This window comes from Helicobacter suis (assembly GCF_902196135.1).
In the GTDB taxonomy this organism is placed as follows: domain Bacteria; phylum Campylobacterota; class Campylobacteria; order Campylobacterales; family Helicobacteraceae; genus Helicobacter; species Helicobacter suis_A.
The window spans coordinates 1-23555 of sequence record NZ_CABIKE010000006.1 but is presented as its reverse complement, the minus strand read 5'-3'; the positions used below and the strand labels follow the sequence as shown (position 1 = coordinate 23555).

The window sequence follows — 23555 nt, the reverse complement described above, 5'->3', positions numbered from 1 at the left end:
TTAGCTGAAGTCTTGGATTTGAGCTTTAGCGTTGTTAGCAATCTTTTCTAAAAATTCCTGTAGAGCATGATTACCCTCCTCATCTTCTTTGCCCTGTTTCTCCCCAAATTTCTGGGTGGGTAAGCTCCCTACATTAATACGCCCCTGGACATTTTCTGTAGCATCATGTCCATGCGCACACACCAAAACCAATCCTTTTAAATCCTGTGTGGATGCTTCCTCATAAAGCCGCTCACAAATGGCGTTGATCACTGTGGTTTTGCCCGTGCCAGGAGGTCCTTGAATAATGGCAATATCTGGGGTATTGAGCGCGATTTTAATGGCTTTTTCTTGGGTTTTTGTTGGGGGATTTTTAAAGATTTTGTCTTTGACTTTTTGGCTTAGAGCCAAAATAGGTTGGGCATGTATGGATGTTAAAATGTTTTTTAAATCCTCTTGACTTGTTTCATTTTTACTCTCAATGTCTAGGACTAAAAAAAGATTAGGGTTGGCACTCTTACCCTCTTGGGCTTTTTTTAAGGCTTTGTATTGGCGGTTAAATTGGGATTTTTCCCCTTGATAGTCCACAGATAAAAACCGCCCCCTGAGTTTTTCTAACCCTTGCTTTGTTTCTGCCTCAACTTTTCCAAACTCTACAATATCTATGTTCTTTAAAACACTTTGTTCTTGTAATCCCTTATCCTCCCTTGACATGAACTTTAAAACCGCTTGTTTGTCCTCTAAGTTTATCTTTTGAAGTTCGTCTAACTCGTTAGGGATTTTCTCATGCAAGCACAACAAATCTCCCTTTTTTAAGTTTTGCGTGTTTTCTAGGGTAATCTCTACTTTTTCAACCCCTATGTGTTTTATTTGCTTAATCTCTTGGCAGTGAAAGGATCGTACTTTCTCTAAAACATCGTTGCAATCAGCAACCAAATAATCTTCCCATACACTTAAATAATTACCGGTATCTTGATTAGCTAAAAGTTGCTTGCGGATTGCCTGTGTTGTGTGGTCTTTAAATTCTAAAGCCCCCTCCACTAAAATCAAGCGATCGTCTTGTACTTCCCCTATGCATTCTACATCTTGTGCCCATGCCTTTTCTTCCTCTTTAATACCTAAAACAAGGCCATTGGCATATAAAAAATAAGAGGTTTCTCTAAAGGCTTCCTCCTCTTTTTCCCCCTCTTTTTTTGAGTCTTTAGACTTTTTTAAAGGTCTTTTAATATCCTCAAGGACATTTGGGCGACTGATGATGAAATAGGATTTTTTATTGATCTCTAAAGTACAAATCTCTTTAAGTCTTTCTCGGCTGCAATCATGCTCTTTAAGTTTTGTATTAAAAGAATCGTTGATAGCGATCTCTCTATCCTCATATTTGAGCGGTTCTCTAAAAAAGATCACATCTAAAATCAAGATTTGGTGTTCTTTGGGGTTTTTGGGTTTGTGGATATTTTTAATACACGCTAAGCTCACAGGGCGACGCTGGCCAAAGTCTCTTACCTCTCTTTCTTGTCCTTTATGGCAGAATTTAACCTTAATCCACTTATCTTGGGCATGCAATTCTCCCTTTTCAAAGTCTAAAAATCCCAAAATTGGACGGTATTGGATGTTTTTAGGGGGCTCTAAATGCTCTTTAATGTTGCAATCTAATACCTCTATATCTTTTAAACATGTGGCTGTTTGGATATTTTTAAGTTCTAACATTTGCCCTCCTCAATCCATAGGCGCACACTAAAATTTTTACATTGGATTTCTAGGCCTTGTTGCAAATCTATAGATTCTAGGCCTCTTTTAAGGGTGCTTAACTCTTTCTTATTGATGAAAACCCCCTCGTAATGCTTAAATTCTAAGGCTGTGGGGCGCACATAAAGAAAAGGGGCTTGGAAGTCTAAAACCATGCCTTTAAATAACAATGTGGGCAAAGAGAGGCAAAAATCCTTTTCTTTGATTGTTGTACTAAAGCGCGCATACAAGCCATCTAAGAAATAACTTTCAGCGCACAATCTTTTAGGTTTGGGTGCATCACAATAAGGGCAAAGCTCTAGGCTATCCTTGTAGTGCATGCCACATGTCAAACACTCTAAACAGATGAGAGCATCGCCTTCTAAAGCCCTAGCAAAGAGGATTAAACTTGATCTTTTGGTTAAATCCTTGCTCGCTTCAAACAACATATAAAAAAGTTCTTTGGTCTTGTCATCTAAAATATTGTCTAAAGAAAAACAGATACTAACAGCGTTGCTCTTGTCTTTGCGATCCTCAATGAAAGGGCGGGTGTGAGGTTCTCCGTTTAAGTCATCCATAGCTCCATCTTTAAATGGGTGCAGGGTGGTAAGTAACCAATAAGCCACAATCCCAAAAGAATAAATATCACTCTCAATGCTATTTCTTTGTCCTTCAAATAACTCGGGAGCTTGATAATCAGGGGTGCCAATACAAATGGGTTCACCCGTGTAACAGACATTATCCGCATCAATGAGGCAAATATCAGGGTTTTCTAAATCTTGATTCCCAAAAAAGATATTGGCACAGGAAAGATCACAATAGATCAACCCCCTAGCGTGCAATCTAAACAGCACACTAGCTAACTTTGCCAAAAGTTTTAATCTAAAACGCGCCCCATTTGTGCGGATATAGTGGGCAAAGAGTCGTTGTAAATCCTCATTAGTTTTACACAACTCAGCCCAAAAAGTGGGGATTTTTAGACTTTTATCCTCTTGGAGCGCACTAGGGCCTTTAAACAAAACTTGTAAGGGCTCTAGCCCTTCTAAAAAAGGCATCACATAACCCGCTTTATCCTTGAGTGTGGCTTGCGGGAGAACTAGGGTAATATTTCTAGGAATGGGCTTATAGATCAAGGCATCTACTTTTTGCAAAAACTCTTTTATGGCGTTTTTATCAGTAATTTCTTCTCCATTATTGATAGCAATTTTTACCACCCCATCCCCCTCTAAAGTTTTATACACCCGTCCCTGCCCCCCTGCTGCTAGAGGTTCTTTTTTCAAATTGTGCAAATTCCCAAAAATATCTTGCACTTGCATCTCACTCCTTAAAAAGGGCGATCAAAGTCTTATCATCGCTAGATTTTAAATTCACATTTTTTAAAAATTTAGAGGTTTCTAAAGGGTCTTTATCGTGTTTGCAAGCCTTTAAAAAACCCTTTGCAAAATCAAGTTCTTTGGATTCTTGTAAAATCTCGCCCACCCCGTCTGTATAAAGAAGAATGCCCTGTATGTCCTTAGTGTTGTAGGTGTGCCAAGAAATAGAAATGCCTTGATCAAAGGGCATGGTTTTATGCGTGGGTCCCTCTTTTATTTCCCTTAAAATCTCCTCCCTTGCTCCACAAATCACGATCTCACCATCTCCTACCTTGCCTAAATAAATTTTAGATTCTGTAAAGATAGCAATTTGTAAGGTGCTTAAACAATCCTCTAGTTTTAAGGGGTACAAGCGGCATGCCCAAAGTGTGGCTAAAAGAGGGGCAAAAAATTTTAAATCATGGCGCTCACAATCAAAGACTTTTAACGCCTCTAACACACTTTCACACAGCGTAAAACTCCCCTTTTTAGAGTGCAGCTTGCTCCCAAGCCCATCACACACCACAGCCACTAATTGTCGTTTATAGCGTTTAATAATGTAGGCATCTTGGTTGTGTGTTTTTCTTGGACCCTTGATAGATGCGCCAAAAGCCCTAAAGCCCCACTTACGCACAAGTCCCCCCTAAAACAAACACCAAAGCGTTTAAAATTTCTTCAGGCTCAAAATAAGCTTGGCTGATTTCTTTAAGGTGTGTACGATTTACATCAACCCCCACTCCAACTGCTGTACACACGCTAATCTCCTTCTTAAACAAACCATCGCTAAGTAAAATCCCCGCTTTAAATTCTCCACTAGCTTCTTTTAAAGGCAACACCTTAAAATCCACCCCCAAAGATTTACAAGCCTGTTTTAAAGTGCATGCCAAATGCAAAACCCCCGCTTCTTTGCCCAGCTCTAGCATAGACCCTGAAGTGTCTATGATGAGGGTGATCACGCTAATTCCTTAAAAAAAGTAAAAGACTCAAGTTGCCCCTCTTCTGTATTCCCAAAAACTCCATTAGCCCCCTGAATAGCTGACATTGTAGAACGATCACGCTGAAACAAACTTTCTGCCTCAGCGGATCGTAAATTAAAACCCACACGCAAATAAAAGTATGTATCAAAAAAATCTTTAAATGGGGCGGCTGTTTTGAGATTCCCTATTAAAATTGTGTGGACATTGCTTTTATACCCTTGCTCCACAAGGTTTTTAAGATCTTCAAAGGCGTTTGATGTGTCCTTGTTGGGTGGATAACCTCCTTGTATGGGATGCCACTTTTTTAGTTTTTGGAAATTGTCTAAAATTACTAAGGTTTTTTCTAAACCCGTTAGAGGGGGAACTTGATTTTCTATGCATGTATAACCACAAGCTTTAGCGTTCTCTTGTATGCAAGCAATCAACGCCTGGTGTTTGCGAGGGCTATTGCCACATAAAAGCAAGTTTTGTCCCTCTCGTTTGCTAAATTCCACCACAAAATCATCTCTTTCAAAGTTTTCTATTTTGCCCAAAACAAGACGCAAACCCGCACCTCCTAATCGACTCTCTTTTATGCTAGGCAAGATGCAACCATCAAAGATTTTTGTTTCTGTTTTGGGGTATTTTTGCCTCAAGTCTTGCAATATTTTTTTAATATCCTTTGATTCAGCTAAAGGAATTTTACCCTCTATGCTCTCTGCTTGACCGGCAAAGAAGTTAAAAAAACATAGGGTTTACCTTTAAATGGCAACTTATGTTTGTTGCCTAAAAAGGTTTTAGAAAGTTCCTCATCCATTGCTAAAGCTAAGCGGTTGCCAATTTGACTTAGATTGTCCCTTATTGAGATTCACACCGCTTAGGGTTTGGGTGCTTAAAACTAGATGGATGCCAAAACTGCGTCCCTTACGGATAATATCCCCTAAATAAATTTCCACTATATCTTTTTCCTTGCCATTAAAAAGAGTTTGGAATTCATCGATCACAAGGATAATCCGTGGCATTTTATGTGCTTTCCGGTAGGTGGTGTAATCATGCGCGCCTATCTCTTTAAAGAGTTTAGCGCGTCTTTCTTTTTCCTCTAGGATGTGTTGCAAGACCTCAACACCATAAAGCACACTGCTATTTACAGCAATCAAGCGAGCTTGGGGCAAGGGAGGATCGGCATAGAGATTAAATTCCACCCCGTCTTTGTAGTCTAATAAATACAAGGATATTTCCTCGGGTGGGTAATAAAAACACAGCGTAGCGATGAGAACATTTAATAAATTGCTCTTACCACTCCCACTACGCCCGCCTATAAGGGTGTGCACCTCACTCCCAGAAAAGCCCACTTCAAAGAGAATTTCGTTTTCCATATGATCCCATGCTAGAGGCACACTCACTCCCTCAGCTGCACTTTTCTTTAAAAACTCTTCTTGGTTAAATAATTCTTCTAAAACGGCTTTAATAGTGCTTGTGTTTTTGTAGGCGTGGTTGATTTCCTCTAAGAAAGCGTTTAGTTGTCTAGGATCGGGGTCTGGCTCTAAAGCAAATTTTAATTTTAAGGCTGTAGGGTTTAGATCAAAATGCCCAATAGTTTGGGCACATTCCTTTAAAAGGTTTTTAAAATCTATCCACTTCTCAGACACTTTAGAAGACTCTTTATCTTGAAGTTCTTCAAGCCCAATGAAAATATTGATCCCAGCCAAACTCCCAAAGCGCACCAAACGGCTCAAGTACAAAAAAGAGTTATCGTTGAAAAATTGGGGGTTTAGCCCATAGATCACTAAAACGCGCAAGGGGAGTTGTTTGGGATGCTTTGTGTTATACTCACGCCAATTTGCCACCCCGCAAAGTTGCCTTTGTAAGAGATTTTCCATGTAATCTGCTAGCGAGCGCAAAGCCTCTTCAATTTCATTCGTATAGGTCAAAATGCGTTGCTTGTAAATGAAGTCGTTGTCTAAAAGGGGGCGCAAGAAATTAAAAGTGATCCCTAGAGTTTTAGGATCAATCAACATGAGTTCTAGCCTATTAAGCGGGCTTAGTTGCAACGCACGCAATAAAAAATGTTTAACATAAGAAAATCGGTTTAGATCCGTAGTATAAAGAGCTTGTTTTAAAGGAACTTCTTGCAAATGCAAAAAATAAACATCTTTTGTTTTGAAGTTGGCGTGTAGTTCATTTTCTTGGATCACTAGGCGTGAGGTGATCACATAGCTTGGGAACTTAGGGCGTTTTTGTAGGGCAATTTTAGTTTCAAATTTGGGCTGTTCGTGGCGAATCTGCTCTACTAAATCCCCTATTTCTTTAATGCAAGATTCATAGTGCTTTTGTTGCTCTAGTTTTTGATAGCTTTGAGCTTTAGCCTTTTTATAGTCTTGTAAATACTCATCTAACTGCTGTAAAAGTTGGTTGTAGCGGGTATATTTAGTCGGCATAGATAATGACTTTGGCGTCCTCTAGTAGGTTTTGGGCTTTTTTGCACGCCTCTAAAGCCATTTCTTGGGCGTGGGCGAGTTGGTTTAATTGCGCCATAATGGGGTCTAAAAAATCCTCATTGATGCGTTGCCCGAGTGCATCATTCATATTCTCTAACAAAGCCCTTTGTTCTGCCCCAAAACTCCCCACTAGATCGCTATAGTTCTGCATCGCTAATCCCAAAATCTTCTAAGCATTGTTTAAACCATTTTTGAAAAGAATCCGCAATTTTAACCCGATCCTCAAACTCCACCCTAAAAACTTCGTTCTTTTCATTCAGAGTTACAATACAATTTAAATAATCATCAAAATAAATCACAATTTCATCATCTAGTAGGGGATAGTCTTGCTTATAAAGTTTTGTGGCCGCCTCATAAGAGGGGAGGTTTTCTGTGTCCCCATTTTCAAGCTTGCCAAAAATCTCCAACCCCTCAAGGTCAAAATGCCCATATTTTTCTAAGTAGTCTTCAAATTCTTTAGGGAGTTTCACACCTCATCCTTTGCTCTCTCTTTGTAGTATTCTCTGCGCCATTGATTCCATGCCTTGCGATCAATCTCGCTAGGCTTTTTATCATCGTGTAAATCTTTGTAATGACCCCTATGTTCGCTACTTGTGAGTTCAATGATAATTCCATCTTCCTCTTGGCGCAAATGGTGTAACTCTAAAACCTTCCTATCTTTGGCAATGGGGGCGTTTCCCCTTTGCATGCGTTCTATATTGGTATGTCCCGCCCCATCTTTAAAATTAGGGTCAAAAACATGGCTTCTTTGAGCCACAATTTTGCCCCGCACCACCACAAAATGCGACTCTTGTAAAAATTTCTTCTCTACAGAATTATAGTGGTTGAGATTTAAGCCACATTTATTAAGCGATGCATAATCCATAGAAAGATACAAACGGCTAGCAGGGACTTGTACACCTTTTGAAGAGGCGTTTTGGTAAGCAGATACAATCTCTTGCACTTTGGCTAAAGTGGCACACGCCATTTGGGCAAAGATGGCAATTTTATTTTGACAAGCATGCCCTATGTAACTTAATTGAGTTTGTAGTTGGCTAAGGATTTGCACGGCTTGTGTGCTTAACTCTAACTTTCTTTGCATATTGGCGTAATTGTGGCTAGCACGCTCCAAACTCTCCTCAGCTGCGCGCAAATCTGCCTCACAAGAGGCGACATCATTTTCTAAGTCTGTTACATCATCTTTTTCTGGATCGCATGTAGCAAGGGCGTTTCTTGCCATTGCCAAAGCGGATGCACACTCCTGCATAATTTGTGCTCGCTTTTGTTTCTCTTCTCGTGCTTGCTCTAACAATTCCCTAGCATGTGCTTGCTCTTGCAAAGCATTTTGCATAGCAAGGTTGATAAAACTACTAAATATAGAGTTTAGCGTTTCAGCACTTTGGCTAGCGGTGTCATAGATCGCTACAGCGCTCCTATTTAGAGCATTAAGATCATTGATCTGAATATATTGATTAGTATGTTCACTATATTTACTAACCCTATTAACCGTATTATCATCTTTACTGCCAAATACGCGCTCACCAAGATATTCGCCAGCTTTCGTAGAAACCTTATCAACTATTTTCTCAAGAGCTAACCACCCTAATTTTTCCCAATCCATCAACATCTCCTATATGAAGATTTATTACAACTTACCATACATCAAAGGTTCCCGTAAGGCTCTAAAATACTGATGACATGGTTTAAATGGTTAATTTGCTCCTCTGCCTCGCCTTCAAAATGCGCTAAAATCTTCAAAAGATCCTGAAAACTGCTTTCAAACTGATCTTTTTTATCATCCCGCCAAGTCTCACCTAGGGTGTTAAAAGCTCCTTGTAAGCGTGCACTTGCTTCATGCTGTGCTTCAATGAAACGCCTAATTTCCCCGATAAAAACATGAAGCTCTTCAGGGGTGATGTCTATTGCTCCCATAAACACTCCTTATTTAAAGTTTGGATAAATTAGGATCGTCTAGCGCGCCAAGACCACCCTGAATATTCCTATCACCCCCGCTGCGATCGTCTTTGATGGTTATCTTACGCCCTTGTGTAACGCTTGCTGTAATGGCTTTAAAACAATTAATGAGGCTTTGGACATCATCAGCATAATACACCTGATTAGGCGATCCGCTAAAATCGTGGATAGCTTGGGGCTCCTTGCCTTTGTCGCCGATAAACACGCTGTAGCGCACACTCTTAGAACTGCGGTTTTCTTTATTATGGATAAAATCATACAAGGGGTCTTTCCAATTGTCCTTAGGCTCGCCATCAGAAACCATGACAACATAGGGGGTGTAAAATTTGTCCGGGAAGGTGTCTTTATCCTGTATATAGTCTCTTGTAAGTTTTAAAGCCGCTCCTAGCGGAGTTCTACCATCTGCGCCAAGGGGGCTAAATTGGATGCTTTCAAGCTTGCTAAGGCGGGTGTGTAATTTCACTCCACCAGCTCCAAAAGTGATCACTGCTAATTTAGAAACATTCTCTCGCTTTGCCTCCTCTTTGAGTAAATCAATCATCATCTGCACACAAGTGTTGAGGCAATCAATGCGGGTTTGTCCTCCCTTCATATTTGTATTCATAGAACTTGAAGTGTCTAAGAGTAGAAAAATAGGGATAAATCGCTCTTCAACGACATAATTATTAGGGTTAAATGCCATAAAATCTCCTTTAAAAAAATGATGCTAGCGGTTATTGTAATTTTGATCAACAGGATACAACTAACCAAACTCTAAGCAATGATATATTACCCCCCCCCCCCCTTAAAAGTCAAGAATTTAATTACCAAGCCAGAATTTAGGGCACTCAGAGAGGAAAAGCTTTATCTAGAATATAAGCAGAGAGGAACTTGCGCAATACTATTTAAAAATCGCTGCTAATGATCCCACCTTAGGTTAAGGAGGTGAAGTATTTCTAGGTCTTTTAAATAAAATAGATCTCTAAGGTAAGTTTTAAATGCCTTAAGCCTTAAGGGCGGTGTTTTCATAGTTTAGAGGCGTTTTAGTTACAGATTTACAACTAAAAGCCCAAAGAAAGCAAACAAAGCACCTAAACTTTGTAATTCTAATGGCTAAAACTTTGTAGATTGTAGAGCAGGGGCTTATTGATCTGTACTCTTTGAATTTTATAGCGCCGATATGCTTTTATCACTATAGCGATCACGGTTATATGCTTTGCCAAGAATCTTAGAGATTTTGCGCATCTTGATCACACATGCCAAAATAGAGAAAATCAGGAAAAACTAAAAATCTCTTGGTAGTCTGCATAAACCACCCCACGATCATAAACAAAGATGATTAGCTGGATTTTCTTTTAGATATACTGAGGGTTTAAAGATAGTGTTAGATATAACAAACTTAGTAATAGATTCTTGGCAAACGCTTAGTTAGCATGGTGATGGCTTCATAATTGATAATGCCTAAAATTTTGGCTATATCCCCTGCTCCCATCGCGCCACTCTTTGGATCGCCTAGTAATATAACAGTATCGCCCTCTTTTGCTTGGATAACACCTAGATCAACAAAACATTGATCCATGCAAACCCCGCCAATAATGGGGATTTTTTTTCCATGTAATAATCCCCAAGCTTTATTGCCCAAAACTTTAGAAAAACCATCGCCATAACCTAGTGGTAAAACCCCTACTCTAGTGGGCTCTAAACAATAAAAATCCTCTCCATAGCCTATTAATCTACCCGCAGGGATTTCTTTTAAGCTCACAATTTGGGCTTTAAGAGTGAGGACATTTTTAAGCTCAAAACCCTTTTTTAAAAGGGCATCTTGGGTATAAATGGAGGGGTGTAACCCATAAAGAGCTAGCCCGACTCTAGCCATGTCTAAACCATAATTAGGCATAGAAATAGTGGCTGCGCTGTTTGCCATGTGGCGGTATTTAAAAGAAAGCCCTAATTGATCTAATAAATCTAAAAATTCTATAAATCTTTCTGCTTGCATCGTGGCATAACCCTTATAAAGCGAATCGGCATTGCTATGGTGGGTAAATATCCCTTCTACTTCTAATCCCTTTAATCGGGCGATTTTAGCAATGGTATTTGCGCTTTGCTCTGTGGGGAAAAAGCCTAAACGACTCATACCGGTATCTATTTTGATATGCACTTTGAGTTTTTGTTTTAAAGATAATGCCACTTGTGAAAAATAACAAGCTTGTTCATAGGAAAAAAGGGTTTGGGTAATGTGGTTTTTGATCAGCTCTTCTGCCATATGGGTGGGTGTAAAACCCAAGATTAAAATAGGGATAGAGGCAAAATGTAAACGCACCTCTAGAGCTTCTTCATAAGTGGCTACCCCTAAATAACTAGCTCCTTGCTCTATAAATACACGGCTAGCCTCCAGTGCACCCACTCCATAAGCATTAGCCTTAACAACTGCCATGATTGCCATGCCATCTGCTACTTTTGATATTACTTTAAAATTATGGGCTAGGGCTTTTGTGTCAATTTCAATATAGCTAGCGCGAGAGAGGAGCGGATTTGTGGACATGGAGTGTTTTTTGTTCTGTATTAAAATACGACTTAGTTTCTGCTACCACAACTTTATAAAGTAAAAGTAAAGCGATCAAATTAGGAATGGCCATTAAAGCATTGGCAATATCTGAAAAATTCCAGACAAATTCAAGTTTAGTTACAGAACCCACAAAGATTCCTACCAAGTACAAAATGCGGTAGTAAAAAATACAAGAGCCACCAAAAGTAAATTCTATACTGCGCTCTCCATAATAAGCCCAGCCCACGATAGTAGAATAAGCAAAAAAGATAATAGAGGCAAAGACAACCCAGCCAGCTTGCGGATAAAAATAACGCACGCTTTCATAGGTGAGTAAACTTGCATCATGGAATTCTTTATACACCGGAGCCATTAACACTAACAAGGCTGTAGAAGTACAAACCATCATAGTGATAATAAGAGGCTGGAGCATAGTGATTAAAGCTTGTTTAACCGGGTGTGCGCTTTTAGAAGCAGCCGCTACAATGGCCGCGCTACCCATACCCGCTTCATTAGAAAAAAGCCCCTTACTCACCCCAATTTCAATCATGGTTAATAAAGCCATACCCCCAGCCGTTCCACCAATGGCTTCTTTAGGGTGGAAGGCTTGAGCACAAATAAGCTTAACAGCTTCAAAGGCATCGCCTAAATGGGTGATGACAATATAAAGGGTGGTGAGAACATATAAAAGCACCATGAAGGGAGCAAAGTAATCGCTAAATTTGCTAATGGATTTAATTCCTCCCATTAAAATAAACCCGGTAATACCCGCTACAATCAAACCAGATAACCAAGTAGGGATTAAAGCACGGTGGAGCAGGATTGAGGAAACAGCATTAGCCTGAGTCATGCTCCCAATCCCAAAAGAGGCAATTAAAGTAAAAAAGGCAAAAATAAAGGCAAGTTTGGGCATGTTCAAGCCATTTTTAATGTAATACATAGGCCCGCCTTTGTAGCCATATTTACCCACTTCTCTATATTTCAAAGAAAGCACGCCTTCGGCATATTTAGTGGCCATGCCTACAATGCCTGTTACCCACATCCAAAAAATGCTCCCAGGTCCTCCAGAGATAATCGCAACAGATACCCCAATAATGCTCCCAATCCCTACAGTAGCTCCAATAGAGAGCATGAGGGCAGAAAATTGGGTAATATCGCCCCCAGAATGTTTATCCCTAGTGCAAAGAACTTTAAAAGCGTGGTAGGTTTTAGAAAATTGTAAACCCTTTAATACAAAGGTATAAAATAGACCCGTACCTACCAATAAAACTAGTAGGGGTGGTCCCCATACCCACTCTTTGATGGTATTTAAGAGGGAGTTTAGATAGCCCATGGCTCTCCTTTAACAAGTGCAAACTACTCTCTAAAAAAGGCAGAAAAGAGCATGGCATCTGCATTTTTTTCATTGCTTCCATCCACGCTTAAATTAGCAACAATACGGCCAAGAGCCGGTCCAAAAGTCATTCCAAGCCAGCCTAGCCCAGTTGCATGGATTAGATTTTTATAAGTTTTATCAAAACCTAAATAAGGAATATCATTAGGTGTTAAAGGCCTAAACCCGCTCCACTCAACCGGCTCAATCATCTCAAAGGGTTTGGTAAAAGTGGTGAAATTCTTTTTCATATTGGCAATTTGAGAGGCAGTGATGTGTGGATCTGTTGTGTTGAGTTCTAATTTAGAGGTGATACGCACTGTGTGCCTTCTAGGGGTCATGGCTAAGAAAATATCAGCAAATAATGAGGAAGTTTTGGGTTTAAGGCTTTCTTCCATTTTAAAAGTGATGCTATAACCCTTAGCCCCCATCATTAAAAAGTCATTTTGGGTTTTTTTGATCAGTTGGGGATTTGCACCTGTGGCTAAAACAATAATATCAGCTTCTATCCGATTTAAATGCGTGATAATGCCACTAACTTTAGAGCCGCTAAACTCAAAGTCTAGCACTTCCTCGTTGTAGTAAAACTCCACACCGGCATTTTGAAGATAATGATGCAGACTTTCCATAACCTCTCTAGCATCAATATGGGCATTTTCTTTAAGCAGTACGCTCCCACAAATGCTTTCTTCTTTAGCAACGGGCATGTAATCTAAAGTTTCTTTTGGATTAAAGATCGTGTAAGTCTGGCTATCGTAGTGATCTTGGCATAGCTTAACTTTTTTATCAAAGTTTTCTTGTAGGGTGTAAATCATAAGCAAGCCATCTTCTTTATACCAAAAATCCATGCCGTCATTGAGCATTTCATGGTAAATATCAACACTCATCCAGCCATAGCGCTCAAAAAGAGCCATAGTCCGTTTAGCAGATTTAGGGTTAGCGCTTCTAATAAACTTACACAACCAGCGGTATAACAAAGGGTTAATCCCCCAATGGATATTTAAAGGGGCTTGTCCTTTTAGCATGAGTTTGATTGTGTCTAACACCACACCCGGGTTAGAAAGCGGGGCCTTTTTAAAAGCCGAAATAAGCCCGGCATTACCAAAGGAAGTCCCATTACTCCCATCGCCTTTATCAATTACACTCACTTTGCGACCCAGTTTGTGCAAAGAATAAGCACAACTTAAACCAACGATGCCTCCGCCAATCACAACGGCATCTTTTTGCATGATCTCTCCTATTTTTGGGCAATAGCCTCAATTTCAACCAAACCATCTTTAGGTAGTTTGGCAACTTGGTAAGTAGCACGGGCAGGATAGGGCTCTTGAAAATAGCTCCCATAAACACTATTGACAGCCGCAAAATCCTCTAAATTTTTCAGTAGAATGGTGGTTTTTACAATAGACTCCATTCCTAAATTAGCCGCCTTAAGAATTGCTTTAATATTTTCCATAGCCTGTTTGGCTTGTGCTTCTATATTATTCCCTGCAAACTCTCCATTGGCATTTAAACCTAATTGTCCAGAGACAAACACTAAACCTTGGGTTTCTATTGCCTGTGAATAGGGCCCAATAGCCTTAGGCGCGTGTTCTGAGTGTATTGCTTTCATATTGATCCTTTAAAAATAAAAAGCCCCATTTTGCCCCATACAAGCTGTATTTAAGCTGATACCTTATTTGATTTGCACATGTACAGGTTTAGCTAGGTTATCTGTGATCTTATCAATTTCTGCGTCTGCTTGCTCTTTACTAGCATAGGGCCCAATAAGATAGCGTTTTTGCCCATTGACATCTTGTACTTGATGGGGATATTTTTTAATGGCTTCTAAAAATTTAGGGTTAGGCGTTTTACTAAATACCCCCACTTGCAAATAAAAGCCTTTAGGCAATGTGGGCTTATCTAAGTGTGGGGGTGGTGTTGTCTTTGCCACTTCTTTATGAGGGGCTGGAGTTGTTTTAGGTGTGTGGTGGGCTGTGGCTGTTTTTTCTGCTACATGGTGTTTATGGGGTGTTTCTTTATGGGTAGTGGCTTGATTATGCGCTGTTTTGGGGTGTTCTTTTTTGACAACTTGATGGTGATTTGTTGCATGGGCTTTCTCATGCTCTACTTTTTGGATTTGAGTCTTTGCATGCGCGTTCTCTTTAGGATGATTTTGCTGGTGGGAGTTATTCACACCAGTAGGCGGAATTGGCATGGGTGTAGGTTTTTGCAATGGCGGAGTTGGAGGGGGTGTTGGCTGAGCGGGTTTATCAAGCGGGCTTGCAGGCAAAGTTGTAAGCTTAGTTTCATCTTGTGGACTGGGTTTTTGCTTAGCTTGGATGTCTTTTACAATTTGATCAAACTTATCCTCATCAGGTTTTTTAGCGCTAGGCTCTAAATTGAGGCTTTCAAAATTATTAGCATTATGATCAGCTGTATTGCCCACTTTTTGCATGCCCTTATCTGGAGGTAATAATACACTTTTGGCCGGCTCACGCGTACTCTTATAAAACACCACCAAAACCACCACCAGCACGATTAAACCAATCGCCACAATCAATAAGACTTTCTTAAGCCCAGAACCTTTTTCTTCCTCTACTAAATCATTGAGTCGCTTATTTAGCTCTTTATTGAGTTCATTATTATCCATCATCGTTCCTTTATAAAATCTCAAACTTATAAGTGCTTAGCCCAGCTAGCCCCCCGCTCTTTAGCAAATACCTCATAAGGTAAAACCAAAATATTAAACGAAGGGGGGAGTTCATTATTGGGAAATACCCGCCACTCATTGGGCAACCCTTGTGCAAGTTTCATAGAAAGGGTACGCGCCAAACGACACCCTTCGCTTAATGCCGTATGCCCTTTATGCACATAGAGGTGTAAATGCCCCGGGGTTTTACTTTCATAGGCGGTAAAATTAATAAAACCCTCTTCTCTTAAAAGCAACTGGGCTTTATGATAAAATCGCTCCGGGTTATAACCATTGTAATCAAAAACAATATTTTCAACCTTATCGCCTTGTAAAATTAAAGCATGGGCAAGGGTGATCTCTTTTCTCCAATGTTTTTGAATCAACATAGAAGTTAAGGGGGCATCTACTTTTTCAAACTTATCATAATAACAACGACCCATGTATTCTATCTTAGCCCCTAAACCGGGCTTTAAAACATAGTAAAACCCCGTCTGGAGTTTGATAAGCTTTAATTGCATTTCTGTCATCATTTAATCCTTTAAAAAATCGGCGCATGATAAAGGGGATAGTTTTGTGTAAACGCCACTATTTCCTCATAGATCGCTTTTAATTTCTCTGTATCCTCTATATTTTCTAATACATCTGCAATTTGCCTACCAATAAAACTAAATTCCGCCTCTTTCATCCCTCTACTGCTCAGCGCTGCTGATCCTAGACGAATCCCACTTGTGATAAAGGGGCTTCTTGTTTCTGCTGGCACTGTGTTTTTATTTACAATAATTCCAGCCTTGCCTAAAGCCTCTTGGGCTTCTTTGCCGCTAAAGCGATCAAAGCGCATCACCAATAAATGATTATCACTCCCACCACTGACTAAATTAAAACCTCTTTCTAAAAACACCTTGACAAGCACTGCTAAATTGCGCTTAACCTGAATTGCATAAGTTTTCCACTCTGGTTTAAGATTTTCTAAAAAACCCACCGCCTTAGCCGCAATCACATGCATTAAAGGCCCCCCTTGTAAACCCGGGAAAAGTGCGCGATCAATTTTAGTTGCAATTTGCTCATCATTGCTTAAAATAAGCCCACCTCTAGGGCCTCTAAGTGTTTTATGTGTGGTGCTACTAACTACATGGCAATGCGGAAACGGGTTAGGGTGCTCAGAGGCCACCACTAACCCGGCAATATGGGCTATATCGCCCATTAAAAGCGCACCCACCTCATCAGCAATTTCTCTAAAGCGTTTAAAATCAATCTCTCTAGGATAGGCAGAATACCCGCATACAATGAGTTTAGGGCGCACAATCTTAGCAATGCGCAAAACTTCCTCATAATCAATCCACCCCTCTGCATTCACCCCATAATAAAAACCCTGAAAATGTTGTCCGGTGATATTGACTTTAGAAGCATGGCTTAAATGCCCCCCGCTATTAAGTTCCATGCTTAAAATCTTATCATAGGGTTTTAATAGGGCGTGATAAATGGCCATGTTGGCTTGGCTACCTGAATGGGCTTGCACATTAGCAAAGGCACAATTAAAGAGTTTTTTAGCCCGATTTATTGCTAAAGTTTCAACAGCATCAACCACCTCACAGCCCCCATAATAGCGCTTAAAAGGATAGCCTTCAGCGTATTTATTAGTTAGCACACTCCCCATGGCCTCCATTACACTTTCAAAGGTGTAATTTTCACTAGCAATCATCTCTAAATGCGCGCTTTGGCGTTGTAATTCTGCTTGCAACAAATCAAAAATTTCTGGATCGCTTTGTTCTAGATAAAATGCTTTAGGCATGCCCGTCCTTTTCAGGTTTCATAGCCGGAAACAAAATTACATCTTTAATCGTTTTAGAATTGGTTAATAACATCACTAAACGATCAATGCCAATCCCCTCACCTGCTGTAGGGGGCATACCTAATCCAAGTGCCCAAACATAATCTGTATCCATTAACTGCGCCTCTTCATCTCCGCTCTCTTTAGCCTTTACTTGTTCTTCAAAACGCTGGTATTGATCTAGCGGATCATTAAGCTCGCTAAAACCATTGGCAATTTCTTTACCCGCAATGAAGAGCTCAAAACGATCGGCAATCATTGGATTAGTGTCATTACGGCGCGCTAGGGGGCTAATTTCAATCGGGTATTCTGTAATAAAGGTAGGATTAATTAATTTAGACTCAACGCATAGATCAAAGGCCTCCGCTAAAAGTTTGCCATGTGTGATCAATCCTTCCAAATGCGCCCCTTGTTCTTCTAAAAATGCTAAAAGTTTAGAACTATCTTCTAATAACGCAGCCTCCAATCCCCCTACCTCTATTAAAGCCTGTTTAAAACTAAGCACTCTAAACACGCTAAAATCAATCTCTTGATCTTGATAGGAAATTTTTAAGGGCAAGTTTAAAACCTGCAATAGTTTATGAAAAAGTTCTTGTGTGAGGGTGATTAAATCCTCATAAGTTTTATAAGCCCAATAAAACTCTAGCATGGTAAATTCCGGGTTATGGGAGTGATCCATGCCCTCGTTTCTAAAATTGCGATTAATTTCAAAAACCGCTTCAAATCCACCCACTACCAAGCGTTTTAAATACAATTCAGGGGCAATTCTTAAATAACGCTCTACCTCTAAAGCATTATGATAGGTGATAAAGGGACGCGCATTAGCCCCTCCAGCAATAGGGTGCATCATAGGCGTTTCTACTTCCAAAAACCCTTTTTCCTCAAAAAAACGGCGGGTAGTAGCCACAATCACACTACGGGTTTTAAAAACCTCTTTGACTGCAGGATTAACTACTAGATCTAAATAGCGTTGGCGGTAGCGTAGTTCAATATCACTAAGGCCATGGAATTTCTCAGGCAAAGGTACAATGGATTTAGTAAGAATTTTATAAGAAGTGGCATGTAAACTTAATTCCCCTGTTTTAGTTACAAAGGGATAGCCCACCACATTAAGAATATCACCCACTTCTACACACTTTTTAAACAGATCAAAAGATTCTTTGCCTAAATCATTTTGTGAGAGATAAACTTGCAATAATGCGCTTTGATCTTCAATCTTAATAAAACAGGCCTTACCCATTAAGCGGATAAAGCGCAAGCGCCCCACCAAAGCACAAATACTAGAGGGGTCTTTAGACTCTGCTTGATTTTGCAAAGTTTCAAAGCGCTTTAAAAATGTAGCATTATCTAAAGTACGCTCTACCTGATTATCATAAGGGTTTTTAGATACAGCGCGCAACAAATCTACTTTTTGTATGCGTTGTTTAATGTAGGCATTATCAAACATGGTGGTTTCTATCAATGGGATTTTTGCGGGCTTACACCCTCTGGTATCGTCTCTAAATTGCTTTTAACCTTTGTAGGGTCTAAACTCTCAGGAAAATTCTCTTTTTTGGCTTTTTTAGCCTTTTGCTCAATCATTTCACCAATCTCTTGTACTTCTTTAAGCCGGAGAACATGGGAGGCAATGGTATGCATATAGGGGTAAATCTGGCTGTGGGCGTGTAAATAAACATCTAGGCTTTTCATGAAAGAGAGGCGTGAAATGGTGTAGAGTAAAAAGGCTAGAATCAAAAATATCTTAGTACAGCCAAATAAAAACCCTAAAATGCGATCTATAATGCCTAAATTACTCAGAACAATAGCCTTACTCACAATTACTCCTGTTACTAAAAAAGCAATCCACACACAGGCAAGCACTAATACAAAACCTACCAAACTAGACATAGAGGGGTCATGGAAGGCATATACATGCGAGGAAAACAAAGACCCCACCCTTTCTGCCCACCTAGATGCTAAGTAAACCCCTAAAACAATCCCCAATAAACCAGACACTTCATCAATAAAACCATTATAAAACCCGCGGAGTCCAACTCCTACAATAAGCACCGCCAAAGCAATGTCGATATAATAACCCATCAACACCCATTCTTAATAAAATTCAAGTGGCTATGTTTTTAAGTCTAAGTATTTTACAATGCAAAGCTTAAATCAGCAAAAGAACAAGAGGTTTATTTGCTATCTTTAAAGATCAAGCGTTATTTTTCAAAAGAACTTATCCAGCCTTTAGTTTTGGCTCTTTTGTTTTTATCCCCCCCTTATTTAGGTTGTTTGATCGCCCCCTATCCTAAAATTTTACTAGGTTTAGAAACTTTTTTAGCCCCTTTGAGCATGCTAGCATGTTTACTAGTTAAAGCCAAACAGCGCGTTTTTTTTGGGTTTTGTGTGGGTTTAGGGTTGTTTTATTGGTGTGCTTTGAGTTTTCGTTACAACGATTATCCCTTTTTCATGCCTCTTATCATTATCCTAGTTGCTCTTTGTTATACCGGAGTTTTTTACCTCGTCTTGTATCAACAATTTTTGTTTTACCGTGTTGTTACAATGTGGCTTACCAGTTATATACACCCTTTTGGATTTGATTGGCTAGTTCCAGATGCCTTTTTTGCCTATTCTTTGTTTAAAGTGGATAAAGTACACTTTCTCATGATTTTAATCGCTCTAGCTCTTTATGTGTATAAAAATCCCCTAGTTAAACCCTTTTACATGAAATTTTTAGCTAGCTTGATTTTATTATTCTGTTTAGAATATCCCCATACCTCCGCGCCCCTTAAAAGTATTAAGCCTATTAAAACACATGTTGATCAAGAAAATAAATGGCAACACCCAATCTTTGAAAGCCACATTCATGACAATTTAGATCAAATCCAACAAGCCATTAAAGAACACCAAAAAATGATAATCCTACCTGAAACGGCCTTTCCTATCGCGCTTAATCAAAGTAACTTACTCCACACTCTAATACAGCTAGGGCAGCAAATTACCATTATCACCGGTGCCCTTTATAAAGAAGATCATACAATCTATAATTCCACCTATATTTTCCATGATAACACCTATAATTATGCCCACAAAGTGATCTTAGCCCCCTTTGGAGAAACCATGCCCTTTCCTCAGTTTATCGCTGATTACTTGGATCGCTTTTTCTTTGGTAGTGAGGTTTTTAACTTAGGCAGTGCCCCTAATTTTACAGATTTTAATCTCAATGGTTTTGCTTTTAGACCCCTAGTTTGCTATGAGGGGACTTCTCAAAGGGCTTATATTAATAGCCCCTCTCATCTAATTGTGGTGAGTAATAATGCTTGGTTTGTGCCTAGTATCGAGCCTTTTTTACAAAGAATGTTACTCAAATACTACGCACGGCGTTTTTCTAAAACCATTATCCATAGCGTGAATAAATCCCCAGCCTATATTCTTTCCCCAACTTTACTAGGCGATCAAAATTTTTAAAGGAGGGTTATGTTAGAGGCAGTAGAAATTGGCCACAAATTTGATACATGGTTATATCAAGATTTGCACTTAGAGGCAAAGGCCGGGGAGTCTATTGCGCTTTTGGGTGTGAGTGGGAGCGGGAAGTCTAGTTTACTCAACCACCTATCTACCATGCTAAAACCCTTGCATGGCAAAGTACGGCTCTTAGAATATAGCGATATCTATGCTCTACCTTTAAAAACCTTGCTAGAGTTAAGACGCCATGTATTAGGGATTATCTTCCAAGCCCACTACCTTTTTAGAGGGTTTAATGCTTTAGAAAATCTCCAAGTTGCCTCTATTTTGTCTAAAAAACCCATTGAAATGCAATTATTAGAAACGCTAGGGATTGCCCATACCCTAAAGCAACAAATTGGAGAGCTTAGCGGCGGGCAACAACAACGGCTTTCTATCGCTAGAGTTTTAACCAAACAACCTAAAATCATCTTTGCAGACGAACCTACTGGCAATTTAGACACCTCCACCGCTTTAGCTGTCATGCAAGCCATGCATAACTATATCCAAGCACAACAGGGGGTTTTGGTGTTAGCCACCCATGATGAAAAGATCGCGCGTGGCTGTTCGCGGATTTTCCTTTTAGAAAACCAGCGTTTACGCCCCCTTTGATTCATTTAAAAATTTTTGCTAGAATCAGTATCATTTTGAGATTTAAGGATTTGCTTTTTAATGAATCTGTTGTATTTAAGTACTTTCCCCCCCCCCCCCCCCCCCGCAGCCCATCTGATCTCTTATAAGAAAACTTCTTACTCCCCGCGGATCTGTATTTAGCAGATTTTCTAGTCGTGTAAAAATAAAAAAGATAAAGGATTCTTATGGATTTTTTCAAATTTTGGCTTTTGAGTGTTTTAGGGCTTTGCTCATTGCTACCAGCAGAAGGGGAAGTTAGCGCTTTGGTTGAAAGAGGTTTAGTGCTAGAAAGTAGAGGACGCGACTATGAGGCCTTTAATATCTATAACCGTGCACATAAAAACGGGGATTTATTAGCTACAGCCTTTGTAGGCAAAATGTATTTAGGTGGCTGGGGAGTTAGAGCAGATGCGTGTAGGGCGGTTGATTATTTTGAATTTGTGATTCATCGTGTACGCAGCAATAATAGTTTGGCTATGGTAGTGGCCAAAGTAGGGCTAGCTAGCGCCTATGCAGAGGGCAAATGTGTTTTTATCAATAGAGATATAGCCCTTAGACTGATTGAAGAGGTTTTATTTGCCAATGGGGGTGGGGATTATAAAACAAAAACATGGAATCTGGATAAGCTAAAAGCGCGGAACTTTGCAAATTCCCATGTACGCAAACACTATATCGGTGCGGCTTTATATATGCTTGGTAATGGGGCTGATCCTACAGCTATGGCAGCTACAGATGTCAAAATTTTAAGAAAAGCCGCAGAATTTGGAAACCAATATGCGCTTAAAGAATTGCAAACAACTAATCAACCTGCACAGCCTAAAGAATTTATCAATCATTAAGATAACGCGTTAGGGATTAATTTAAAAGTTTAAAAGTAGGTGGATTTGGTGGAGGATAGCGGGTTCGAACCGCTGGCCTCCTGCGTGCAAAGCAGGCGCTCTCCCAACTGAGCTAATCCCCCGAATTTAAAAAATGGTGGGCTTAAGAGGACTTGAACCTCTGACCTCACCCTTATCAGGGGTGCGCTCTAACCACCTGAGCTATAAGCCCGATTAACAATTCACCAAAAAGCGCCCATTCTAACCAAAAAATCTTAAAAATTTTCTAAAAGATAGGATCGCTTAGTATATTTATAATTTGCTAGAAATGATGTTTTTAACCTTGCTTACTAGTGTTTTTTCTCATATACCTGATGATCACAATAGACTCTTTTTCTATTGGTATCAAAAGCAGGGCTGAAGAGGTTTTTGCTCTCTAAATTATCTTTAGTGTGGATACCCACTAAGGGCAAAAGCGAGTGGATTAGATCATCACTCATAAAGGGCTTATTTATCGCCTGAGTCATTAGTTTTAGCTTTTCTGGGTGCTTTTGTCTAAAGACATCGGTAACATAGATCATAAAAGGAATTTCTACACCATAAGCAGAGCATTTATGCCCATAAGTAGAGCCACTTTCAAAAATATCTTGAGCGTGATCGGAGAGATAGACAATTAGGGCATCTTTATTCTCAAAGAGTTTAAAGATTTCTTGTAAAACTGAATCAGTGTAGTAAAGTGAGTTAACATAGTCAGCCACGATTTGCTTATCGTGATTATTTTGTACATGCAAATTTTGGTAGGGAATATCTGTAGGCACAAATTTAGAATAAGTTTTAGGGAAACGGTATTGATAAGCAGGGTGGCTACCAAAGAGATGGAAAAGAATAAAATTTTTAGAAGCTAGTTGGCTTTTTTGTTTGTTAAAGGCAGAGATAAGCCACGCATCTAGAGTAGCATTGTCAGCTTTTAAAAAACCATTACTCCAATAACGTTTCATAAAGGGGGCAGACCAAAAAGCAAAGGCGCGGTTATTCTCAAGATCATCTTGTGAGTCAAACCAAAAGGTTTTATAGCCAGCTAATTTAAAAATTAAACCTAAATTCTTTTGCTGCCATGCGGGGGTGCTACTATTTTCTACATCAGAGTAATTCAGAAGGGTTTTAAAAACGGCGTAAGTGTTTGCAAAGGCTGAGATCACATCTTTAAAGATAAATAAATGCCCCTTTGTAGATAAATCGCTTAAAAAGGGGGTATTAGCCACAGGGTAGCCATAAACTCCCATAAAATTTCTAGAGGCACTTTCACCTACAATGAGCACAACATTAGAAACGCTGTTTAAATCTACCCTCAGATAATCTTTAGGATAGCTTTGCTTGAGATTTGCTTTATATTTAGTCTGTTTATATTCTTTCAAACTCACGCCTATTGCGTAAAATTCTTTGATCATAGGCATGATCCGTGTGGGGATGTTAGGATTAATGAAGGCGCCGTGATGATCGTCTCTAAAACAGTACGCCCCTAAATTATGTATCCAAAAAGCTACAAATAAACTAGAAAGAATTTTTAAGCCAAGTTTAGTTTGTACATGGATTTTAAAATGCACCAAAGAGAGGAATACCACACAAAAGAGGATGTAAGTAGCAAGCACTCCCAAATTAGGTAAGATAAAGCCTATCTCCACCACTCCCCCCATTCCACCCTAAGCCCCTATTTTAGGGGCTTAACCTTTTCCCTAAACCTCCTTAATCTAGCCTAATTTGGC

Annotated in this window: 24 protein-coding genes and 2 tRNA genes; 3 read left to right on the top strand and 23 right to left on the bottom strand. The window is 39.6% G+C overall.

Features of this window, described 5'->3' with window-relative positions; translation table 11 throughout:
* From G6Q06_RS04680 to G6Q06_RS04585, 20 genes are all read right to left on the bottom strand, one after another.
* Entirely contained in the window at positions 1-1686 is a 1686-nt protein-coding gene (locus G6Q06_RS04680) for an AAA domain-containing protein (protein WP_163565865.1), read from the bottom strand.
* The gene (locus G6Q06_RS04675) at positions 1680-3020 is read right to left on the bottom strand and encodes a protein kinase domain-containing protein (RefSeq protein WP_163565864.1); all 1341 of its coding nucleotides are present in this window, start codon (positions 3018-3020) and stop codon (positions 1680-1682) included. The genes G6Q06_RS04680 and G6Q06_RS04675 overlap by 7 nt, the downstream gene beginning before the upstream one ends.
* A 1-nt stretch (position 3021) precedes the next feature.
* Complete coding sequence (locus tag G6Q06_RS04670; RefSeq protein ID WP_163565863.1) at positions 3022-3690, bottom strand: protein phosphatase 2C domain-containing protein; 669 nt, start codon at positions 3688-3690, stop codon at positions 3022-3024.
* Positions 3683-4012 (bottom strand): hypothetical protein, encoded by a 330-nt coding sequence (locus G6Q06_RS04665; protein WP_163533315.1) that lies wholly within the window; start codon positions 4010-4012, stop codon positions 3683-3685. The genes G6Q06_RS04670 and G6Q06_RS04665 overlap by 8 nt, the downstream gene beginning before the upstream one ends.
* Entirely contained in the window at positions 4009-4677 is a 669-nt protein-coding gene (locus G6Q06_RS04660) for a hypothetical protein (protein WP_163565862.1), read from the bottom strand. Before G6Q06_RS04660 ends, G6Q06_RS04665 begins: the two co-directional genes overlap by 4 nt.
* Before the next feature lie 144 nt (positions 4678-4821).
* Entirely contained in the window at positions 4822-6450 is a 1629-nt protein-coding gene (locus G6Q06_RS04655; protein WP_163565861.1) for an FtsK/SpoIIIE domain-containing protein, read from the bottom strand.
* Positions 6440-6661 carry a hypothetical protein gene (locus G6Q06_RS04650; protein ID WP_163533313.1) on the bottom strand — a complete coding sequence of 74 codons (222 nt, stop codon included), beginning with the start codon at positions 6659-6661 and terminating at the stop codon, positions 6440-6442. Before G6Q06_RS04650 ends, G6Q06_RS04655 begins: the two co-directional genes overlap by 11 nt.
* Positions 6648-6980 carry an SMI1/KNR4 family protein gene (locus tag G6Q06_RS04645; protein ID WP_163533312.1) on the bottom strand — a complete coding sequence of 111 codons (333 nt, stop codon included), beginning with the start codon at positions 6978-6980 and terminating at the stop codon, positions 6648-6650. Before G6Q06_RS04645 ends, G6Q06_RS04650 begins: the two co-directional genes overlap by 14 nt.
* Complete coding sequence (locus tag G6Q06_RS08575; protein ID WP_240329229.1) at positions 6977-8110, bottom strand: HNH/ENDO VII family nuclease; 1134 nt, start codon at positions 8108-8110, stop codon at positions 6977-6979. The genes G6Q06_RS04645 and G6Q06_RS08575 overlap by 4 nt, the downstream gene beginning before the upstream one ends.
* Before the next feature lie 41 nt (positions 8111-8151).
* Positions 8152-8421, bottom strand: a complete 270-nt coding sequence (locus G6Q06_RS04635) for a hypothetical protein (protein ID WP_163533311.1) — start codon at positions 8419-8421, stop codon at positions 8152-8154.
* Positions 8422-8434: 13 nt separating this feature from the next.
* Positions 8435-9145 (bottom strand): vWA domain-containing protein, encoded by a 711-nt coding sequence (locus G6Q06_RS04630; RefSeq protein ID WP_163533310.1) that lies wholly within the window; start codon positions 9143-9145, stop codon positions 8435-8437.
* Between the two features lie 696 nt (positions 9146-9841).
* Positions 9842-10984 (bottom strand): alanine racemase, encoded by a 1143-nt coding sequence (alr, locus tag G6Q06_RS04625; RefSeq protein ID WP_205435883.1) that lies wholly within the window; start codon positions 10982-10984, stop codon positions 9842-9844.
* Positions 10953-12320, bottom strand: a complete 1368-nt coding sequence (locus G6Q06_RS04620; RefSeq protein WP_163565860.1) for an alanine/glycine:cation symporter family protein — start codon at positions 12318-12320, stop codon at positions 10953-10955. The genes alr and G6Q06_RS04620 overlap by 32 nt, the downstream gene beginning before the upstream one ends.
* Positions 12321-12343: 23 nt before the next feature.
* The gene (locus tag G6Q06_RS04615) at positions 12344-13588 is read right to left on the bottom strand and encodes an NAD(P)/FAD-dependent oxidoreductase (protein ID WP_163534968.1); all 1245 of its coding nucleotides are present in this window, start codon (positions 13586-13588) and stop codon (positions 12344-12346) included.
* Between the two features lie 8 nt (positions 13589-13596).
* On the bottom strand, positions 13597-13968 hold the full coding sequence (locus tag G6Q06_RS04610; protein WP_205435881.1) for a RidA family protein: 372 nt from the start codon (positions 13966-13968) through the stop codon (positions 13597-13599).
* 63 nt (positions 13969-14031) lie between these two features.
* Positions 14032-14988 carry an SPOR domain-containing protein gene (locus G6Q06_RS04605; protein ID WP_240329227.1) on the bottom strand — a complete coding sequence of 319 codons (957 nt, stop codon included), beginning with the start codon at positions 14986-14988 and terminating at the stop codon, positions 14032-14034.
* 26 nt (positions 14989-15014) lie between these two features.
* Complete coding sequence (locus tag G6Q06_RS04600; protein WP_163534969.1) at positions 15015-15557, bottom strand: DUF1882 domain-containing protein; 543 nt, start codon at positions 15555-15557, stop codon at positions 15015-15017.
* A gap of 11 nt (positions 15558-15568) precedes the next feature.
* Entirely contained in the window at positions 15569-16819 is a 1251-nt protein-coding gene (locus tag G6Q06_RS04595; RefSeq protein ID WP_163565859.1) for a serine hydroxymethyltransferase, read from the bottom strand.
* Positions 16812-18305 carry a lysine--tRNA ligase gene (lysS, locus tag G6Q06_RS04590; RefSeq protein WP_163565858.1) on the bottom strand — a complete coding sequence of 498 codons (1494 nt, stop codon included), beginning with the start codon at positions 18303-18305 and terminating at the stop codon, positions 16812-16814. The genes G6Q06_RS04595 and lysS overlap by 8 nt, the downstream gene beginning before the upstream one ends.
* A gap of 11 nt (positions 18306-18316) precedes the next feature.
* Positions 18317-18937, bottom strand: coding sequence for a CvpA family protein (locus G6Q06_RS04585; protein WP_163534972.1), 621 nt, complete (start codon positions 18935-18937; stop codon positions 18317-18319).
* 96 nt (positions 18938-19033) lie between these two features.
* Between G6Q06_RS04585 and G6Q06_RS04580 the strand changes: the two genes are divergently transcribed.
* From G6Q06_RS04580 to G6Q06_RS04570, 3 genes are all read left to right on the top strand, one after another.
* Positions 19034-20305, top strand: a complete 1272-nt coding sequence (locus G6Q06_RS04580; RefSeq protein ID WP_163565857.1) for an apolipoprotein N-acyltransferase — start codon at positions 19034-19036, stop codon at positions 20303-20305.
* A gap of 9 nt (positions 20306-20314) precedes the next feature.
* Positions 20315-20953: an ABC transporter ATP-binding protein gene (locus tag G6Q06_RS04575; protein WP_163564259.1), complete on the top strand. Its 639-nt coding sequence runs from the start codon at positions 20315-20317 to the stop codon at positions 20951-20953.
* A gap of 206 nt (positions 20954-21159) precedes the next feature.
* The gene (locus tag G6Q06_RS04570; RefSeq protein ID WP_163534975.1) at positions 21160-21813 is read left to right on the top strand and encodes a hypothetical protein; all 654 of its coding nucleotides are present in this window, start codon (positions 21160-21162) and stop codon (positions 21811-21813) included.
* Positions 21814-21859: 46 nt separating this feature from the next.
* Here the strand turns inward: G6Q06_RS04570 and G6Q06_RS04565 are convergent.
* From G6Q06_RS04565 to G6Q06_RS04555, 3 genes are all read right to left on the bottom strand, one after another.
* Positions 21860-21935: transfer RNA gene (locus G6Q06_RS04565), tRNA-Ala, on the bottom strand.
* 12 nt (positions 21936-21947) lie between these two features.
* Positions 21948-22024 (bottom strand) — tRNA-Ile (locus tag G6Q06_RS04560).
* Positions 22025-22142: 118 nt separating this feature from the next.
* Positions 22143-23486, bottom strand: a complete 1344-nt coding sequence (locus G6Q06_RS04555; RefSeq protein ID WP_163565856.1) for a phosphoethanolamine transferase — start codon at positions 23484-23486, stop codon at positions 22143-22145.
* Positions 23487-23555 lie beyond the last annotated feature (69 nt).

Excerpts from the sequence above, each read along its gene's own strand:
- G6Q06_RS04680 (WP_163565865.1), bottom strand. The coding sequence starts at position 1,686 with ATGTTAGAACTTAAAAATATCCAAACAGCCACATGTTTAAAAGATATA.
- G6Q06_RS04675 (WP_163565864.1), bottom strand. The coding sequence starts at position 3,020 with ATGCAAGTGCAAGATATTTTTGGGAATTTGCACAATTTGAAAAAAGAA.
- G6Q06_RS04655 (WP_163565861.1), bottom strand. The coding sequence starts at position 6,450 with ATGCCGACTAAATATACCCGCTACAACCAACTTTTACAGCAGTTAGAT.
- G6Q06_RS04650 (WP_163533313.1), bottom strand. The coding sequence starts at position 6,661 with ATGCAGAACTATAGCGATCTAGTGGGGAGTTTTGGGGCAGAACAAAGG.
- G6Q06_RS08575 (WP_240329229.1), bottom strand. The coding sequence starts at position 8,110 with ATGGATTGGGAAAAATTAGGGTGGTTAGCTCTTGAGAAAATAGTTGAT.
- G6Q06_RS04635 (WP_163533311.1), bottom strand. The coding sequence starts at position 8,421 with ATGGGAGCAATAGACATCACCCCTGAAGAGCTTCATGTTTTTATCGGG.
- G6Q06_RS04630 (WP_163533310.1), bottom strand. The coding sequence starts at position 9,145 with ATGGCATTTAACCCTAATAATTATGTCGTTGAAGAGCGATTTATCCCT.
- alr (WP_205435883.1), bottom strand. The coding sequence starts at position 10,984 with ATGTCCACAAATCCGCTCCTCTCTCGCGCTAGCTATATTGAAATTGAC.
- G6Q06_RS04620 (WP_163565860.1), bottom strand. The coding sequence starts at position 12,320 with ATGGGCTATCTAAACTCCCTCTTAAATACCATCAAAGAGTGGGTATGG.
- G6Q06_RS04615 (WP_163534968.1), bottom strand. The coding sequence starts at position 13,588 with ATGCAAAAAGATGCCGTTGTGATTGGCGGAGGCATCGTTGGTTTAAGT.
- G6Q06_RS04610 (WP_205435881.1), bottom strand. The coding sequence starts at position 13,968 with ATGAAAGCAATACACTCAGAACACGCGCCTAAGGCTATTGGGCCCTAT.
- G6Q06_RS04605 (WP_240329227.1), bottom strand. The coding sequence starts at position 14,988 with ATGGATAATAATGAACTCAATAAAGAGCTAAATAAGCGACTCAATGAT.
- G6Q06_RS04600 (WP_163534969.1), bottom strand. The coding sequence starts at position 15,557 with ATGACAGAAATGCAATTAAAGCTTATCAAACTCCAGACGGGGTTTTAC.
- G6Q06_RS04595 (WP_163565859.1), bottom strand. The coding sequence starts at position 16,819 with ATGCCTAAAGCATTTTATCTAGAACAAAGCGATCCAGAAATTTTTGAT.
- lysS (WP_163565858.1), bottom strand. The coding sequence starts at position 18,305 with ATGTTTGATAATGCCTACATTAAACAACGCATACAAAAAGTAGATTTG.
- G6Q06_RS04585 (WP_163534972.1), bottom strand. The coding sequence starts at position 18,937 with ATGGGTTATTATATCGACATTGCTTTGGCGGTGCTTATTGTAGGAGTT.
- G6Q06_RS04575 (WP_163564259.1), top strand. The coding sequence starts at position 20,315 with ATGTTAGAGGCAGTAGAAATTGGCCACAAATTTGATACATGGTTATAT.
- G6Q06_RS04570 (WP_163534975.1), top strand. The coding sequence starts at position 21,160 with ATGGATTTTTTCAAATTTTGGCTTTTGAGTGTTTTAGGGCTTTGCTCA.
- G6Q06_RS04555 (WP_163565856.1), bottom strand. The coding sequence starts at position 23,486 with ATGGGGGGAGTGGTGGAGATAGGCTTTATCTTACCTAATTTGGGAGTG.